The sequence below is a fragment of the Nostoc sp. DSM 114167 genome (assembly GCF_052692655.1).
This window is the reverse complement of the sequence record NZ_CP195116.1, coordinates 2231770-2247314: the sequence shown is the minus strand read 5'-3', so window position 1 is coordinate 2247314 and position 15545 is coordinate 2231770. Positions and strand designations below refer to the sequence as shown.

The 15545-nt window shown below is 39.2% G+C and carries 15 protein-coding genes; 9 read left to right on the top strand and 6 right to left on the bottom strand.

Going from position 1 to position 15545, the window contains the following annotated elements; translation table 11 throughout:
* Nucleotides 1–31: 31 nt before the first annotated feature.
* Nucleotides 32–2392 carry an NACHT C-terminal helical domain 2-containing protein gene (locus NSTC731_RS09625; protein WP_445630616.1) on the bottom strand — a complete coding sequence of 787 codons (2361 nt, stop codon included), beginning with the start codon at nucleotides 2390–2392 and terminating at the stop codon, nucleotides 32–34.
* 160 nt (nucleotides 2393–2552) lie between these two features.
* Between NSTC731_RS09625 and NSTC731_RS09620 the strand changes: the two genes are divergently transcribed.
* The 5 genes from NSTC731_RS09620 to NSTC731_RS09600 are packed head-to-tail and all read left to right on the top strand — an operon-like array spanning nucleotide 2553 to nucleotide 4078.
* A complete protein-coding gene (locus NSTC731_RS09620) occupies nucleotides 2553–2783 on the top strand; it encodes a hypothetical protein (RefSeq protein ID WP_445630615.1) in 231 nt (76 codons plus the stop codon).
* Nucleotides 2764–2889 (top strand): hypothetical protein, encoded by a 126-nt coding sequence (locus NSTC731_RS09615; RefSeq protein WP_445630614.1) that lies wholly within the window; start codon nucleotides 2764–2766, stop codon nucleotides 2887–2889. The genes NSTC731_RS09620 and NSTC731_RS09615 overlap by 20 nt, the downstream gene beginning before the upstream one ends.
* The gene (locus tag NSTC731_RS09610; protein ID WP_445630613.1) at nucleotides 2882–3148 is read left to right on the top strand and encodes a hypothetical protein; all 267 of its coding nucleotides are present in this window, start codon (nucleotides 2882–2884) and stop codon (nucleotides 3146–3148) included. The genes NSTC731_RS09615 and NSTC731_RS09610 overlap by 8 nt, the downstream gene beginning before the upstream one ends.
* Entirely contained in the window at nucleotides 3145–3603 is a 459-nt protein-coding gene (locus NSTC731_RS09605; protein WP_445630612.1) for a type II toxin-antitoxin system VapC family toxin, read from the top strand. The genes NSTC731_RS09610 and NSTC731_RS09605 overlap by 4 nt, the downstream gene beginning before the upstream one ends.
* 28 nt (nucleotides 3604–3631) lie before the next feature.
* Complete coding sequence (locus NSTC731_RS09600) at nucleotides 3632–4078, top strand: acyl-CoA thioesterase (RefSeq protein ID WP_445630611.1); 447 nt, start codon at nucleotides 3632–3634, stop codon at nucleotides 4076–4078.
* Here the strand turns inward: NSTC731_RS09600 and NSTC731_RS09595 are convergent.
* The 3 genes from NSTC731_RS09595 to menA all read right to left on the bottom strand — a co-directional run bounded on the left by NSTC731_RS09595 (nucleotide 4071) and on the right by menA (nucleotide 7405).
* Nucleotides 4071–5453: a 2-succinylbenzoate--CoA ligase gene (locus NSTC731_RS09595; RefSeq protein ID WP_445630610.1), complete on the bottom strand. Its 1383-nt coding sequence runs from the start codon at nucleotides 5451–5453 to the stop codon at nucleotides 4071–4073. The genes NSTC731_RS09600 and NSTC731_RS09595 overlap by 8 nt on opposite strands.
* A complete protein-coding gene (locus tag NSTC731_RS09590; protein WP_445630609.1) occupies nucleotides 5438–6433 on the bottom strand; it encodes an o-succinylbenzoate synthase in 996 nt (331 codons plus the stop codon). The genes NSTC731_RS09595 and NSTC731_RS09590 overlap by 16 nt, the downstream gene beginning before the upstream one ends.
* A 75-nt stretch (nucleotides 6434–6508) precedes the next feature.
* A complete protein-coding gene (menA, locus tag NSTC731_RS09585) occupies nucleotides 6509–7405 on the bottom strand; it encodes a 2-carboxy-1,4-naphthoquinone phytyltransferase (RefSeq protein ID WP_445630608.1) in 897 nt (298 codons plus the stop codon).
* Between the two features lie 310 nt (nucleotides 7406–7715).
* On the opposite strand from menA, the gene NSTC731_RS09580 reads away from it, so the two are divergent.
* Both NSTC731_RS09580 and NSTC731_RS09575 read left to right on the top strand, forming a co-directional pair.
* Nucleotides 7716–9131, top strand: a complete 1416-nt coding sequence (locus NSTC731_RS09580; protein WP_445630607.1) for an isochorismate synthase — start codon at nucleotides 7716–7718, stop codon at nucleotides 9129–9131.
* A gap of 50 nt (nucleotides 9132–9181) precedes the next feature.
* Entirely contained in the window at nucleotides 9182–9517 is a 336-nt protein-coding gene (locus NSTC731_RS09575) for a XisI protein (protein WP_445630606.1), read from the top strand.
* A gap of 196 nt (nucleotides 9518–9713) precedes the next feature.
* Here the strand turns inward: NSTC731_RS09575 and NSTC731_RS09570 are convergent, their stop codons facing one another.
* Together NSTC731_RS09570 and NSTC731_RS09565 are read right to left on the bottom strand one after the other, a co-directional pair.
* On the bottom strand, nucleotides 9714–10661 hold the full coding sequence (locus tag NSTC731_RS09570; RefSeq protein WP_445630605.1) for a hypothetical protein: 948 nt from the start codon (nucleotides 10659–10661) through the stop codon (nucleotides 9714–9716).
* Nucleotides 10662–10809: 148 nt separating this feature from the next.
* Nucleotides 10810–12117: a glutamate-5-semialdehyde dehydrogenase gene (locus NSTC731_RS09565; RefSeq protein WP_445630604.1), complete on the bottom strand. Its 1308-nt coding sequence runs from the start codon at nucleotides 12115–12117 to the stop codon at nucleotides 10810–10812.
* A gap of 554 nt (nucleotides 12118–12671) precedes the next feature.
* On the opposite strand from NSTC731_RS09565, the gene NSTC731_RS09560 reads away from it, so the two are divergent.
* Together NSTC731_RS09560 and NSTC731_RS09555 are read left to right on the top strand one after the other, a co-directional pair.
* Nucleotides 12672–14660, top strand: coding sequence for a M48 family metalloprotease (locus NSTC731_RS09560; RefSeq protein ID WP_445630603.1), 1989 nt, complete (start codon nucleotides 12672–12674; stop codon nucleotides 14658–14660).
* 552 nt (nucleotides 14661–15212) lie between these two features.
* Nucleotides 15213–15539, top strand: a complete 327-nt coding sequence (locus NSTC731_RS09555) for a MetQ/NlpA family ABC transporter substrate-binding protein (protein ID WP_445630602.1) — start codon at nucleotides 15213–15215, stop codon at nucleotides 15537–15539.
* The last annotated feature ends 6 nt before the right edge of the window (nucleotides 15540–15545 follow it).

Below are 15545 nucleotides of genomic sequence, written 5' to 3'. Positions count from 1 at the left end.
TTAGCTGTCTGATCCAACTTCTATTAAATGTTTAATTTTTATTTGGTAACAGCAAAGTGTTTTCAATTTCTTGCCTAACTTCCCAGCTTACATAACATTCACTATTTAGGCACTCTACTAGCAACTTATTGGCATATAAATACTCTTGAAGTAGTGTTTTTTGTGCTTCGTTTATCTGCCAGTCATGTCCAATATTGCAATGCTCAATCATGACAGTTCTAAGCTGTTCATTCCAAACTTGACCATCAGTTTTCCACCAGTGCTTAAATGCTTCGCTGTCGTTTTTTGAAGATGGAAATTGGCTTTTGAGATTGTCAAGTAAAATTTGTAACTCAGGGCTTGGGTTACGTTCTAGAGCAAGATCAAAATTTAAATCAAAGCGATTATGAAGGATGGTATTTGAGCCTTGTCTAACTGCATAAATTTTTTTATATTCAAAAAATATAATAACTTCAAAACTCAAGCCAGGAGTACCTATTCCACCAGTTTCAGAAACGCAAGTTTTATAAAAATCGCCGTCTGAAGCACCAGTAAGAGCTAGATCAAAGGCTAGAATACGAGGAAGACTTTCAAAGTCTGAATAGTTACACTGAATAAGATAATCCATCAAATGTAAGTAGACACCTCTAACTTCTGCTGGCTGATATGGCACTCTAGCTAAAGAAGATTTTTTAGCTACCCACCTCATTAAATGTTGTAACTGTTCATCCATCCTGATTAGTCCATCAATTTCAGACTTGATTAACTGCATCAAATCATCGGCATTTCGCATCATTCCTGTTGTAAGCAAAAAAACTTCCCGCCAGCGTTTCTCTGTGAGATGTTCAACCAAAGTTTCATAGGCAGAGTTGGCAACTATTTCTCTTGCAGCAAAATATTCGTGAAACGTTAAGTGAGAAAATGAATAGATACCCTTTGCCCTTTCTACTAATAACCCATGCTGTGCTTCAATAGATTTTAAAATGGCTTCGCTATCGAGTTTCAAGACTTCTGGATCTGTATCAGTATCACGTAAGTTACGGATAAAATCAGCAATATATACTTCGGTTGTTTTTTGTTTAAAGAAATAGTCTTTCTGCTCAAACGTAGTGAAGCCTATTTGACTCAGCAAGTCTTCCTTACGCCGCAAAGACAGGTTTTTATAGACCTGTTCTCTCTCAATGTTGCGTTTGGCATCCCATTTTTTCAGTAATACATCTAATCCTTCTTGATAAAGTTCAGAACGGTTTGCTGTGAAATCTCCACTATCTCCAAACACCAAACACAATAATGTCAGAAGTAAAGGACTACTTGCTAGTTCTTGGATTGGTTTATTCTCCTTTAGTTTTTTAATGAATCTTTTACATTTAACTGGATCGGCTAGCTGAAACCAGTTTTGAGCAAAAATGGCTATTTGTTTTTCGTCAAAATCTGCCATTTCTACTTCTGTGAAACTTTCAAAAGTGTACTCTTTAGCGGCAATACGACAGGTAATTACAAACTGATTGGTATGAAAATGCTCAGAAAATTCCCGAATCTCTCGTAAAACACGCTTTGTATCTTCTTCTCGTACTTCATCTAAGCCATCTAGCAATACCAATACCTTACCCTGTCTAAATAGATTCTCTAGTGTCATGCTGGTATGAGTTACCCCATAGCTTGATAATTGTTGAGCATTAAATTCCAAAATATCCAGTTTTGTATGTGCTTCTGCAAAATCTTTTAAGGTGATAAATAAGGGAAATCTGCTTGCTTGAAACTTCCCCTCAATGCACTGCATTGCTAAATATTTTAAAAAGGTGCTTTTTCCTGCTCCTGGTTTACCTAATACCATTAGCTTACTATGACGTTCCACAGCCTCCAATCCCGATACTCGCTCCTGTTTTACCCGGCTAAGTCCAATCCGATCAAAGTTATCATGGCCACAGTCTTGTATTAGTTCCGCAATTTTAAGTCGTTTTCGTCCTGTTATTTCCTCCAAAATATTGACATTTGTGTAAATACCTTGTTTGCCTGTTAACTTAATCGGCTTAGGCATATCTAATACCCGCATAGTTCCGCACTTTTCTTTGATGTAGGGTTTGATTTGTTTACGGATTTCTTGCACTAAAGTATCAATAGAATCATCTATATCATCTGTAGTTAAATGACCAGAGGGTTTTTGCTGTGAGTATCTTTTGCTCAGATACTCCCGTAAGCGACTTTCTTTAACAGGGCCATTACCAGCGATACAAAATTTTTTGTAAATACCTGTGAGGCAAGTGCTGAGGTTACTTTCAGAAATGTTTAATTCTTGAGCTACCTGGACTCGATTCTTACTACGACCAAATATTTCCAGAAAGACTTCTTTCTCTCGGTGCGACAATTCACTGTATTGCTCCAGTTGCTTAAGAAAGTCCTCTGGTATAGACATTGACCACTCTCACAATTACTTATAAGCCAGTGTAGCCAAAGTTTTTATCAAAATGTTGAGTTAAATCAGTTTAAGTCAGGCTAAGTCAAGGTAAGTCAGATAAATAACTACAAAAGAAAATTGCGACATTGTACTCAGTCAAGCTACTGAGGCGATCGCAATGCTAGAAACACTAATCCCTTTGGTTGTAAATAAGTCTGTTGAAGTTGTTGTTGGAATACTGCTGGAAAAGTTTTGTAAATGGGTGCTAAGTGATGCCAATATCAAAAGTGCCAACAACTTTCTGAAAATGCAGATTCTTGTACTTTATCTTGATTGGGTTTTACGAAAAACATCACTAAAATCTCTGTCAGAGGAATCAGAAGACAAAGATGAAGAAACAGGTGGGTAGTAGAGATAATAAAGCGATCGCACCCACAAAGCAAAGGCGATCGCCCTCTACTGCCGTCATGTTACCATTACCAATAAATTCTTTTGGGAGGTCAATCAATGGCTAGCCTTCATGCGCTAGATATTCCCGATGAGTTATACGAACGGCTGCAACAGTTAGCTAAAGCTGAAAATAGCTCAGTTGATGCTCAAGTTATTACAATCTTGCAGAATGCCTTGCAGGTAAAAACACAGCAAACGGAAGACGAAAAGCGAAAAAATGTCCCAAAACTTTTAGAGGAAATTCGTCTTCGCCGTGAACAGCTACCAACTGATATCGAATGGCCTGACAGCACTGCCATGATTAGAGAAGATCGGGACAGATGACAATTTCTTTTAGATGCCTTGTGGATGCGAGTGTGTCGGTTAAGCAATTTATTCCCGATCCGTTAACAGCCAAGGTTAATCAATTATTTGCTCACCTTACCTATCCCCAGACAGAAATCTTTGTACCTGACCTGTTTTACATTGAGTGTGCAAACGTTTTGTGGAAGTATGCTCGTGCAAGTCGTTACAATGTTTCTTTGATTCAAGGGAATTTAGCTAGTCTCAAAGCTTTCCCTTTGCGTGTTGTGTCTACGGCTGATTTGATGGCGGATGCAGTGGCGATCGCATTAAATTATGGAATCTCCGCCTACGATGGCTCTTATGTCGCACTTTCACAGCAGGTAGGTGCTGCTTTGCTGACTCTTGACGGTAAGCTGGTGAAGGCTTTAGAGGCTTCGTCTTACAATGTTTCCTCGTTTAATGACTTCGAGGTTCCGCCGTTGGAGTCAACATAATTCGTAATTCGTAATTTAATTATCAAAAATGCCTTTTACTTATAACCGCACGGTTCGCTTTCAAGATACTGATGCTGCTGGGGTAGTTTATTTTGCTAACGTTTTGAGTATTTGCCATGAAGCTTATGAAGAATCTCTAGAAGCATCAAGTATTAATCTCAAAGATTTTTTTACTAATCCTTCTGTAGCTTTCCCCATCGTTCATGCTAGTGTCGATTTTATGCGTCCTATGTTTGGTGGGGACAAGTTACTGATTAGTTTAATTCCCCAAAAAATAGGTAGTGATAAATTTGAAATTAGTTACGAGATTACTGTGGCTGAGGTGGTAGTTGCTAAAGCTATTACTCGCCATGTTTGTATTGATGCCACTAGTAGAAGTAAACAGGAATTATCTGATGAGATAGTTCAGTGGTTGGAGACGAACCGTAGAGACGCTGAGGACGCAGAGAGAAGAAGGTCGAGGGAGATTATGTGATGGGATTTTGAAGGAATTCTGTGGCTATTTGTTGTAATTGTTGGCGGTTAATTTTACCTTGGGAGTTACGGGGTAAGTTTTGCTGGGGAATCCAATATTTAGGGATTTTAAATCTACTCAGTTTGTCTTTGAGTAGGGTTTGGATTTTTAAGGCAGAGGTATCTGATTTATTGGGAATGTAAATCGCTGTTAAGGCTTGTCCCCAGTGTTTATCTGGAATGCCAATTACACAAATATCAGCAACCATTTGAGTGGCTTGTATAGCTGATTCAATCTCTGCTGGGTAAATATTTTCGCCACCTGTAATAATTTTATCGCTGTTACGTCCGACAATATTTAAATATCCTTGTTCGTCTAAAAAGCCCAAATCATCTACTTGGAAATCAGTTTGATTTTCTCTGGTTATTGGATAGTAACCAAGGGCTAAAGATTGAGCCTGAATAGTGATATTTCCGATTTGATTAGAATTTAAAATCTCGCCTTGCTGATTGCGAATAGTTACTTTGGCATGGGGAAGAATTTGACCACTGCTAATTTTACCACTCAGAAAATCATCCGGTTTAAGGGTGGCAATTTGAGAGGCGGTTTCTGTCATCCCATAGGTAGGTGCTAACCGAATGCGATGAAATCTGGCTTTTTCTAATAGTTCGTTCCATGCTGGCGCACCTCCCAAAAGTACTGTATTAAATTGGGATAGCCATTTAGTTAATTCTGGATTTTGCAGGAGGCGTTGTAATTGAGTGGGTACTAAAGATATGAAAAATTCTGATTGTTTAATATTTAATATTTGACTAGATTCTACAGCTTTAAATGGTTGAATATTTAGTTTACCTACTGTGGTAAAAGAACGCATAAATTGCATTAAACCGCTAACGTGATATAGCGGTAACACACAAAATGAATTGACTTGCTTTAGTTGAAAGTATTCTGTAAATCCTTGTATCGATGCTGTGAGAGTTTCCCAAGTGTGGATGGCAAATTTAATTTGTCCTGATGAACCACCCGTAGGAATCATGATGCTATTGGGAATTGGGCATTGGATATTATTCTCATTCCCTATGTTCCATGCCCCATGCCCCATTCCCCAAATAATATCTGGCTGTACTAAATCAAAGACTTGTTGCCATTCTTGTGTTCCCCAGTCTGGGTTACAAAGAAAAACTGGACAATTAGCTGCACAAGCGGCAATAAAACTTGCTAAAAATCGTACTGGTTCGCGTTCAGCTAAGATGATTTTTGGTGGTGTTCCAGATGCTGATAGTTGTGTTAATTCTAAATATAATTGTTGAGCTATTTGATTAAATTGATGGCGATCATAACCGATTAGCCAATCATTTTGAGCTAGCTTATTAAGATAGTCTAAAGGTCGTTCCATAAAGTTTGAAACCACGTTTCTTCTTGTTCAAAAAAATGGTCGATGCCAAAACCAATCGCTCTGTTGTTTGGAGACAATTCGGCTGCTAGCTTGAGTGCTGCAAGTCTAGCGATCGCAGTTTCAAATACTGATGAAAATACAGTATCAATCTGATGCTGTTGACAAAATTTTCTCAGACGAGATGGCGATCCCGCTATTCCAGGCTTGATGACAAAAATCCCTCGCCAACCTTGTTGATAACAGGCGGCGAGTTGTCCAAGTGTGGCGACAGATTCATCTAAAGCGATCGCAGTTTCATAACTCGTACTCAATTCCAACATTTGCTGAAATTGCTCAACGGGTAGCGGTTGTTCGATAAATTCAATTTCTAGGGGTAGTTCTGGATTTGCCTTGAGATTATCGCAAGTCCGCAGCCATAAGTTAGCTTCTTCATAGCTGAGTCCACCGTTGGCATCTAATCGCAGTTTGGTAAAGGCTGGTAAGGTGTGTATCAGCGATTCAAAAATTTTTAGTTCATCAGCGATCGCATCCACACCAATTTTCCACTTAAATGTGCGATATCCCTGCTGCCATAAAGTTTCCCATTGATTTAAAGCCGCTTTCCCAGATGGTAATAAGGCACTGAAAGATTGGGCATGGGGCATTGGGCATGGGGCATTGGGCATTGAAAATAATTCACTTTCCCACTCCCATGCTGACTCAAAGCCAAATTGACAAGCAGGTAACTCATCTGGGATCGATAAAATTATCTCGTCTGTGATTTCTTCTGGGAGTTGGCGACAAAAATCTAAGGCTTCCTCTAGAGTTTCGGAACCGAACCAGCTAATGGGGGCGATTTCTCCCCAGCCGACTTTACCTGATTCATCGGTAAGCCGGAGGATAATACCTTCACGAATATCCCATTTACCATGATTAGTAGTTAGCGATCGCAAAAATCTTCGCTGATAAGAACGAAATTCAAATCTGTAGTCATTAGTCATTAGTCATTTGTCATTCTCTTTCTGCCCCATGCCCAATGCCCAATGCCCCATACCCAATGCCCCATGCCCAATGCCCTAAAGCATAAATCCCAATCCCAACAGCAAGCAAGCCCAGAAATGCACAGCTACGGCAATGAATTTACAGTTACTAACTTTGTCGGGGTAGTTGTGATTTTCTTGGACGTGGCGGCATAATTTGACAGCAAAGGGTAAACTTACCCAACTTAGTAACGTCCAAACTGGAAAAATCCCCAATAGCACAAATAGCAAGGTGAGGGGATAAATGCTACCAGTAAACCAAACTAGGAGTTTGGCCCCTTTTTGGGTTCCCAGACGGACGATAGGCGATCGCTTGCCTGCGGCTATGTCATCCTTAACTTGGTGAAAGTGCGAGCAGAATAAAATTAAGGTTGTGGCAATTCCGACAATTACTGAAGCTGCTAAACTTGTCATTGACCAAGTTTGGGTTTGGCTGTAGTAGGCTGCCTCCACTGCTAAGGGGCCAAAGGCAAAAAAGCAAATAATCTCGCCTAAACCCTGATATCCTAAGCGAAAGGGAGGTCCTTGGTACGTGTAGCCTAAACCGCAGCACAGCAGTATTATACCGATAACAGTTAGGTCATGTTGCCAAAAGGCGATCGCTAGTATGCCCAGCAATCCCAAACCTAAACACAAATTTCCTATCCAAAATATTAATGGTTTATTGCCTGTTAAATTCACCAGAGAATGGTGTTTATTTTGATCGATACCTGTTTCGGAATCAAACACATCATTACTGATATTTTCCCAAGCAAGAATTAAGATTGCCGCAGCTACAAAAGTAGAAAATACTACACCATTGAAAATTTTCGTTTCGGCAAATGCTACTGCTGTTCCCACCCAAATGGGCATAATGGCAACGCTATACATTGGCGGTTTAATCGCTGCCATCCATAACTTAGTGTCGGGATATAAAATTTGCTTGGTAGTCATTAGTTGTGATTAATTAAATTACCGGAATATTACTCACACTTGAGATTTTATGATTTCAAGAGACGCTAGATATGGGTGATATACAAACAACTGTCACTTTTACTATGGCTTCTTAACCTTGTGTTGTTAACACTCACCCTCACGTTGCAGTCTTAGGCTGAAACTGTCTTATCATAGTCTGAGAACACCACAAATAAAGCAAACTCTACGCTGGTGAAATAGTAACTTAATATGTTACCTGTAAAAATACGACCACGATTAATTACACTTTAGGAAGTGAACTTAAAAAAAATTTACTATCGTTAAATCCATGACAGTTTTACCATGTCGTAGCAACTTCTTTGTAAAGCACAAAGATTTATATCAATTTCTGGTAGCAGTGCAAGAAAAGTGCGTCAAAAATAATTGCAGACAAATTGTCAGTGTCTCCCAAGAAATTGATTTAGTTGACCCTTTACTTGTATTGGATAAACTTACACAAGCAAATGAAATAAATTTTTACTTTGAGGATAGAGGTAAAGGAGAAGCGATCGCGGCAATTGATGCTGTAGCAAAATTACAGATCGATGGCTCAGAGCGTTTTACTCAAACAGAATATTTTATCAAATCTTGTCTAAAAAATATAATTAATTTTGGTAACGCAAACCAACCTTTTTCTGGGCCTCACTTTTTTTGCTATTTCAGCTTTTTTGATAAAAATGCCCAAGTAGATTATCCATTTCCATCTGCTACCATTTTTCTTCCACGTTGGCAAGTAGCTGTAAAAAATCAACGTTGCATATTAGTAACAAATATAATTATCAATCCAAATGTAAATATTGAAAGATTGTTGGAGAAAATTCAAAATAAAATGGAATTTATCCAATCTTTAGAAAATTACTCTGCTCATATTGATTATTTTCCTACAAAATTATATAAAAAATCTGTCACAAATTCTGCCCAATTTAAACGTTCAGTAGTATCTGTTTTGGAAAAAATTCGGTCTACTCATTTAAGTAAGATTGTGCTAGCAGATATATTAGATGTAAAATCAAACAACCACTTTAGCTTAGTTAAATCATTAAATAATCTTAGACAAAATCATCCTAACTGTTATATTTTTTCTACAAGTAATGGCAAAGGACAAAATTTTATTGGCGCAAGTCCAGAAAGATTAATTAGTATTAATAATCAACAGTTAATTACTGATGCTTTAGCTGGTTCTGCACCACGAGGCAAAACCCCTGCTGAAGATGCAGCTAATGCCAATAGCTTACTAAATAGTGAAAAAGAAAAGCACGAACATTCACTAGTGCTTGATTTCATTACACAACGACTATGCCAACTAGGTTTATTACCGCAAATATTAGCACCCAGACTGCGACAATTATCGAATATCCAGCATTTGTGGACACCAATCAGTGCAATAGTTCCCGCTGACATACACCCATTAAAGATTGTCGGACAATTGCATCCTACACCAGCCGTTGCAGGTGCAGCACGAGATGTTGCTTGTGCCGAAATTCGTCGTTATGAAAGCTTCGAGAGAGGTTTATATGCTGCACCTTTAGGTTGGATAGATTCTCAGGGAAACTGTGAGTTTATTGTGGGAATTCGTTCAGCATTGATTGATGGCGATCGCGCAAGATTGTATGCTGGTGCTGGTATCGTGGCTGGTTCCGATCCTGATAGGGAATTTGCAGAGGTGCAGCTGAAACTTCAGGCGTTACTGAAAGCGTTAGTTTAAAGTTAATTACTAATCTTGTATGCCAGCTAAAGATATTTACCACAATTCTGATGGATACCTTAGATAATTATCGCAAAATAATTGAAAAAACATTAACTGAATACGCCCAACTTCCCTACGCTCATGGAGAACTAGAAAGACAGCTAATTATTGATGAAAATGCAAACCATTACCTACTACTTACACTTGGCTGGGAAAACAAACAACGGGTACATGGGTGCCTTATCCACATTAATATTATCAACGAGAAAATTTGGATTCAAAGAGATGGCACCGAAGATGGTATCGCTAATGAACTCGTCAGTGTCGGCATTCCTAAAGATCGTATCGTTCTAGCCTTTCAACCTACCGAAGTCAGAAAGTATACTGATTTTGCTGTTACATAAATTTTAAATACGGCGATCGCGCGAAATTGTATGCTAGTGCTGGGATCGTGGCTGGCTCCGATCCTCACAAAGAGTTTGCAGAGGTGCAGCTTAAACTTCAGGCGTTATTGAAAGCCTTAGTTTAATAGCTAATTTATCAGCCGCAGACTATTTTACAACACTCAATCACTAAAATGAGTCTACCAATCCTACGCTTTTATCTAACACTATCTTTATGTTTTAGTTCCAGAAAATCTTTAGTTACTCTAACTATAAAATCTCCATTTATATAATTTGAAGTATAATTGGGCGTTAATGGTAGATTATCACCCGATTCTAGTACTAAAATAACCCGAAAAAAGTATTCGTCTATACTAGTATCAATCCGTTCAAGCTTAACATCAGTAATTTCGTTCAAAGAATATTGAAAAACTGTTTTTCCTAACGTTCCAAACCACTTGTAACGACTAAGCTTTACAGTATTTGTTTCCTTGTCAAGGTTACAAGTGATAAATAAACCTGGTGACGCTACTAGCAACGCCAATATTCCACAGAATACAGTAAACCTGACAACAATGTAACCCAGAAAAGTGTCATCAAGTATAACCGCTAAATTCTTCTCTGTAGGGTTTTTCAAAAATTTGTTAATTATTAATACTATTGATTGTAATTCTTCAAGTTTAAATTTTGGGTATGTTCTATCTGTAAAAGGAAAGCTATTTTTATCAGTTAATAGTAAAATTTTATATGAATATCTAGGCTTAACTTGACTATCGGTTTGCATCTCTGTTTCCAATTTAGCCTCTAGTAACTCAGAAACTAGCACTTCACTTTTTTCTTTACCAAACCAATAGTTTTCTGTTAGCTTACACATTCCAGTTAGAGTATTTTGTCCCGCAATCAAATCAATATTTGAAGTAGATATATTGTTTGGATAACGATTGCAGACAATTTGTGTAATAGGTGTATATACAATACTCGCAAATAAAAATAAAACAAATAATTGACTAAAAAATATTCCTACACCTAAAAATACTTTTGGTCGAATAATAAAAATAAGTTTAGTTGATGTTTGCTCTGAGACTTTTAGAGGATTAGCTAGAGTCAAATAACATCCAGCACCTAAGTTAATTGCCAACAGGATGGCAAATAATAAAAAAGTCATTTTATTTGTACCTCCAGAACCGCTTTAGCAGAGATATAGCAATCCGAATCAAAGTGAGAAAATGTAGAGAATAAAAGTACGTATTTTAAAGCCTTTCAGCGATTTTTATTCTCACAAATGATTTAGGACTGCTATATGTGAGGATATTTTACACTAAGTCTCGATGAGTAAAAGCTTTAGCATTCGCCCCGGTGTAAGTAGCTACAATATGTCCATCGCCAGTCATTTGATATTTGTATGTGACTAATCCTTCTAAACCAACGGGGCCACGGGGAGGCATTTGTTGCGTACTAATTCCTACTTCTGCACCGAAACCATAGCGGAAACCATCAGCAAAGCGGGTAGAACAATTGTGGAATATATTAGCTGAATTCACAAGTCCAAAGAAACTTTCTACAGCCGCAGAATCTTCAGAGATAATCGCATCAGTATGCCGGGAACCATATTTGTTAATATGTGCGATCGCATCTTCTATAGAGTCTACAATCTTGATCGATAAAATAAAATCGCTGTATTCTGTTTCCCAGTCTATCTCTGTTGCAGGTACGATGTTAGGTAAAATTTGCAAGGTGCGTCGATCGCCTCTTAATTCTACATGGCGTTCTTCCAAAGCCTCAGCAACTTTCGGTAAAAATTCTCTAGCAATTGATTGGTGAACTAGCAAAGTTTCAATTGCATTACAAACAGCAGGATATTGTGCTTTAGCATCGACGGTAATCGGAACTGCTTTAGAAATATCGGCGGCTTTATCTATATAAAGATGACAAATTCCGTCGGCGTGACCTAGTACCGGAATACGAGTATTTTCCTGCACAAATCTGACAAAGGAATTAGAACCTCTAGGAATAATTAAATCTACATATTTATCTAATTTCAAAAGTTCTAGAGTTTCTTCTCTAGTTGTGAGCAACTGTACCGCATCTGGATTAACAGCAGTTTGCGATAATCCTTGTTTAATAGCTTTCACTATCGCTTCACAAGAACGTACTGCTTCCTTTCCACATTTGAGAATTACACCATTTCCCGATTTGATTGCTAAAGAAACAATTTGAATCGCTGCTTCTGGACGTGCTTCAAAAATAATTCCCAAAACACCTAAAGGACAGGTGATGCGCTTGAGAATTAAGCCAGTGTCAAGTTCGCGGTGAATCTGCACTTTACCAATTGGATCGGCTAGCTTACCAACATCTCGTACCCCAGCGATCGCATCTCTTAATTTATGTTCATCCAACTGCAAGCGCTTATAAAGTGGTTGGGGAATTCCTTCAGCAGTAGCAGCTTTACAATCAGCAACATTTGCTTGTAAAATTTCATCTTTAGATGATTCTAAAGCTTGGGCGATCGCCACAAGTGCCTGATTTTTTGCCTCCGTGGAGAGAATTGCTAGCTTACTTGCAGCTTGGCGAGTTTGTCCGGCGATCGCAGTTAGGGGAGAAGCAATATCAAAAATAGTCATAGTACAAATCTTTACCTTTTCCTCATCTTATCAATCTCAGGTTATGTTCCAATAGTTGTCGGATAAACCCAATAATCTCTCTTTTAGTCTGGGGAAAGATAAATTCAAACCTTTTCCCTTTCCCCTTTCCCCTCGCCCCTTATCCCCAGAGGGGACCCCACTTTCCCCATTAACCCAAAAGTATTAGGTTCTGTTCATCATTCGCCTTCCTCCAATCGGGTGAACCATTTGGGTAATCAATAATTACTCTAATCGGGTGAAGCAAGGCTGGGTTGAAAACATCTATTCTGTAAATATCAAACACGGACAAAGAGGTAGTAAGTTTACCGCAGCAAAAATATTATAAGTATTATTACAGGTTTGATTTGAAAGTCTTAAAAATGATTTATGCGTTCCCCAGGCTAGAGAGACATAATAATATATGTTTCTCTAGTCTTTTACTTAAATAGATATTTTATACTGTTATTAATTAAATTTTTACGAAATTGCAGTGACATCGCTGGATCTATTGAGTATTGATAGATCAAATACCACTCCTTTAGTAGGGAGATCCTATGTCATTGCAATCTGCGTTAAATGCCTTAAACCAAAAACGTTATCAAGAAGCGGCTGAATTACTCGAACAATTCTGCCGCGATTGCGCTGAACACAATTCCTCAGATTATCTTTCAGCACAGATGTGGCTGATGAAAGCCTATCAAGCCACAGGCGAAACCGAAAAAGCCAAAGCCCTGTGTCAAAAATTAATCATGAGTGAAAATCCCCAGGTTCGCAGTTGGGCAGAACAAGCTAGTCAATCCTTGCGCCAGACACCATCTAACGTTAGCCAAAAAGCTGGTCGCGCCGCTACCACTGGGATGAAATTAGCGATGGGGGGAGTGGGTGGTAGTTTGGCGTTAGCTTCTGGTGTCACCATGACCTTGCTGTTTGGCATGGTGTTAGCTTTAGGTTTGAGCTTAGTATTTATTTTGGGTAGCGATAATCCACTCCAAGGACTAGCGATCGCTATTGGTATTACTCTAGTTTTTAATATTGCCGCCTTTTTCATATCTCCATTCATCATGGACTTAACCCAAGGCTGGCTTTACCAAACTCGCTGGGTAGAGTTGGCAGAAGTTGAAACCCTCAGTCCAGAAACAGCTAAAGTTATTCGCCAAGTCTGCGAGCAGAAAAAGCTGAAAACGCCGCGTTTGGGAATCATTAACGACCAAAACCCCACGGCTTTTACTTATGGCTCATTGCCGAACAGCGCCCGTTTAGTCGTCAGTCAGGGACTTTTCACATACCTCGATGACGATGAAATTGCTACCGTTTACGCTCACGAACTGGGGCACATCGTCCACTGGGACTTTGCAGTGATGACAGTAGCTTCCACCTTAGTGCAAATTTGTTACTTGGTTTACAGCACAGCCAGAAGATTTGGGCGCGGTGGTGGTGATAGCAAAGTTAAAGATGCAATGCAAACTGCTGCCCTAGTTGCTTACGTGTTTTATGTCATCGGTACTTATCTAGTGCTGTACCTCTCCCGCACACGAGAATATTTTGCCGACCACTTTGCAGCCGAAAGTACGGGCAATCCCAATGGATTGTCTCGCGCTTTAGTGAAGATTGCCTACGGAATTTTAGAAGAAGGTTCGCGCACACAAGAACCCAGCCGTTTAATTGAAGGAACTCGCGCCTTGGGTATATATGACCATAAAGCCGCCGCTTCCACAGGAACCGCTTACCGCATTGCATCCGATACCCAAAAAATCGGTCGCGTCTTTCTGTGGGATATGTTTAACCCGTGGGGCTGGTGGATGGAATTAAATTCTACTCACCCCTTGACAGGTAAACGAGTTCGTGCATTGAGCAACTATGCTGAACAATTGGGTTTACCGACTGAGTTTGATATGGGGCGAGTTATTGGAGAAGGAAAAACTCTTAATAAAAGTAGGCTTTACGGCAACTTCTTTTTAGATGTTGTATTGTACGGTGCTGAAACAATTGGTTTCTTAGTTGGCTTGGTAATAGGCGTGATTTTGTTGTCAAATTCGCCAAACACAGGTTTAGTATTGGGTGCGCCACTAATTGGCTTAGGAATTGGAATTCTCATCAAAGCTTTGGTGATGTTCCCCGACTACAAGCAAGCACCAGAAACCGATATTCTCACTCTGATGTCAGACCCTTATGCCAGTCCGTTACGCGGACAACCGGCAAAACTGGAAGGTCAACTTATTGGTCGTGGCGACGCTGGTTATAAATTTGGTTCCGATTTAAAAATTCAAGATCGTAGCGGAATGCTTTATCTGCATTACGCTTCACGCTTTGGCCCCATTGGCAATTTCCTGTTTGGGATGAAGCGAGTCCAAAGCTTGATAGGCGAACAAGTTGGAGCTGTAGGTTGGTTCCGTCGAGGTGTTGCGCCTTGGATGGATTTGATTCAACTCCAGAGCGAAAATGGCACTATCGTCAACAGTTACCATCGCTTCTGGTCATTCATCCTTGGCGGTGGATCGATTATCCTGGGAGTGGTCTTGACTATGTTTTTGAGCCGCAGCTAGCTGAGTTTCTAGCCTGCTGTCAAAGCATTTCTCAGTCCATCCAAGCTTTAATTTGTCAGGAGGTGGTTAGTAACTGCCTCCTTTTTTTAAGGACGGGGAAGATACACCTTGTTTTTTATCCTCACCTATGCAAATCTCATAGTATACTACTATAAATTTACCGACTTGCAGTACATTAATTATAGGTGCAAAAATAGATGGCAGGAACCCCAAACTCTATCGAGATGATTGCAAATATTAAGCCATTACTGTTTCATCCCGACGTGTTAACAATAGACTTCTTGGCATTTGTCGGGAAAAGGGTAAGGGGGAAAGGGTAAAGGGATAAGAAAAAACCCTTTCCCTTTTACCTTTTCCCTTTGCCCCAAGAGTGCAAAAAGAGTTTTGCAAGAGGTCTAATCAATTACGCAACTTCCTAGAAGGTTTTAAAAAAGGTTCTTCAGTAGTTGTTATGCCAATTATTAGTTAAATATCAAAAATAATCTTGAAAACAAAGGTAAAAAGGCAAAATCAGTGCCAAAACCCTAACCTGAAACACATCAAATTCATCAATTGAAAAGAAAAGCCAGGGGAGTATTACAGCATCTCAAAAATATCCAAATTAAGGAGTTAGATAATTACGCTATTGTTAGAGCCTTAGACGATTTAGATTTAGCTGTGATATCTGCATTCTTCCTTGTGCAAGCAAAGGTATCTCAAAACCCCATTGTGTTAGATGAGATTGGCATAGCTAACAAAAATTATGCGGTGGGTTTAGCAACTGTACAATCAAAAGCAAACGATCCTAATATCCAAAAACTGAATCAGTTGGTTATCGATCCCAAGTTGAAAGACTACATTAATAACTATCACAAAGGGGCGATCGCCCCTGCATTCTAAACATCA

Coding starts and splice junctions, on each gene's coding strand:
- NSTC731_RS09625 (WP_445630616.1), bottom strand. CDS start 2,392: ATGTCTATACCAGAGGACTTTCTTAAGCAACTGGAGCAATACAGTGAA.
- NSTC731_RS09620 (WP_445630615.1), top strand. CDS start 2,553: ATGCTAGAAACACTAATCCCTTTGGTTGTAAATAAGTCTGTTGAAGTT.
- NSTC731_RS09615 (WP_445630614.1), top strand. CDS start 2,764: ATGAAGAAACAGGTGGGTAGTAGAGATAATAAAGCGATCGCACCCACA.
- NSTC731_RS09610 (WP_445630613.1), top strand. CDS start 2,882: ATGGCTAGCCTTCATGCGCTAGATATTCCCGATGAGTTATACGAACGG.
- NSTC731_RS09605 (WP_445630612.1), top strand. CDS start 3,145: ATGACAATTTCTTTTAGATGCCTTGTGGATGCGAGTGTGTCGGTTAAG.
- NSTC731_RS09600 (WP_445630611.1), top strand. CDS start 3,632: ATGCCTTTTACTTATAACCGCACGGTTCGCTTTCAAGATACTGATGCT.
- NSTC731_RS09595 (WP_445630610.1), bottom strand. CDS start 5,453: ATGGAACGACCTTTAGACTATCTTAATAAGCTAGCTCAAAATGATTGG.
- NSTC731_RS09590 (WP_445630609.1), bottom strand. CDS start 6,433: ATGACTAATGACTACAGATTTGAATTTCGTTCTTATCAGCGAAGATTT.
- menA (WP_445630608.1), bottom strand. CDS start 7,405: ATGACTACCAAGCAAATTTTATATCCCGACACTAAGTTATGGATGGCA.
- NSTC731_RS09580 (WP_445630607.1), top strand. CDS start 7,716: ATGACAGTTTTACCATGTCGTAGCAACTTCTTTGTAAAGCACAAAGAT.
- NSTC731_RS09575 (WP_445630606.1), top strand. CDS start 9,182: ATGGATACCTTAGATAATTATCGCAAAATAATTGAAAAAACATTAACT.
- NSTC731_RS09570 (WP_445630605.1), bottom strand. CDS start 10,661: ATGACTTTTTTATTATTTGCCATCCTGTTGGCAATTAACTTAGGTGCT.
- NSTC731_RS09565 (WP_445630604.1), bottom strand. CDS start 12,117: ATGACTATTTTTGATATTGCTTCTCCCCTAACTGCGATCGCCGGACAA.
- NSTC731_RS09560 (WP_445630603.1), top strand. CDS start 12,672: ATGTCATTGCAATCTGCGTTAAATGCCTTAAACCAAAAACGTTATCAA.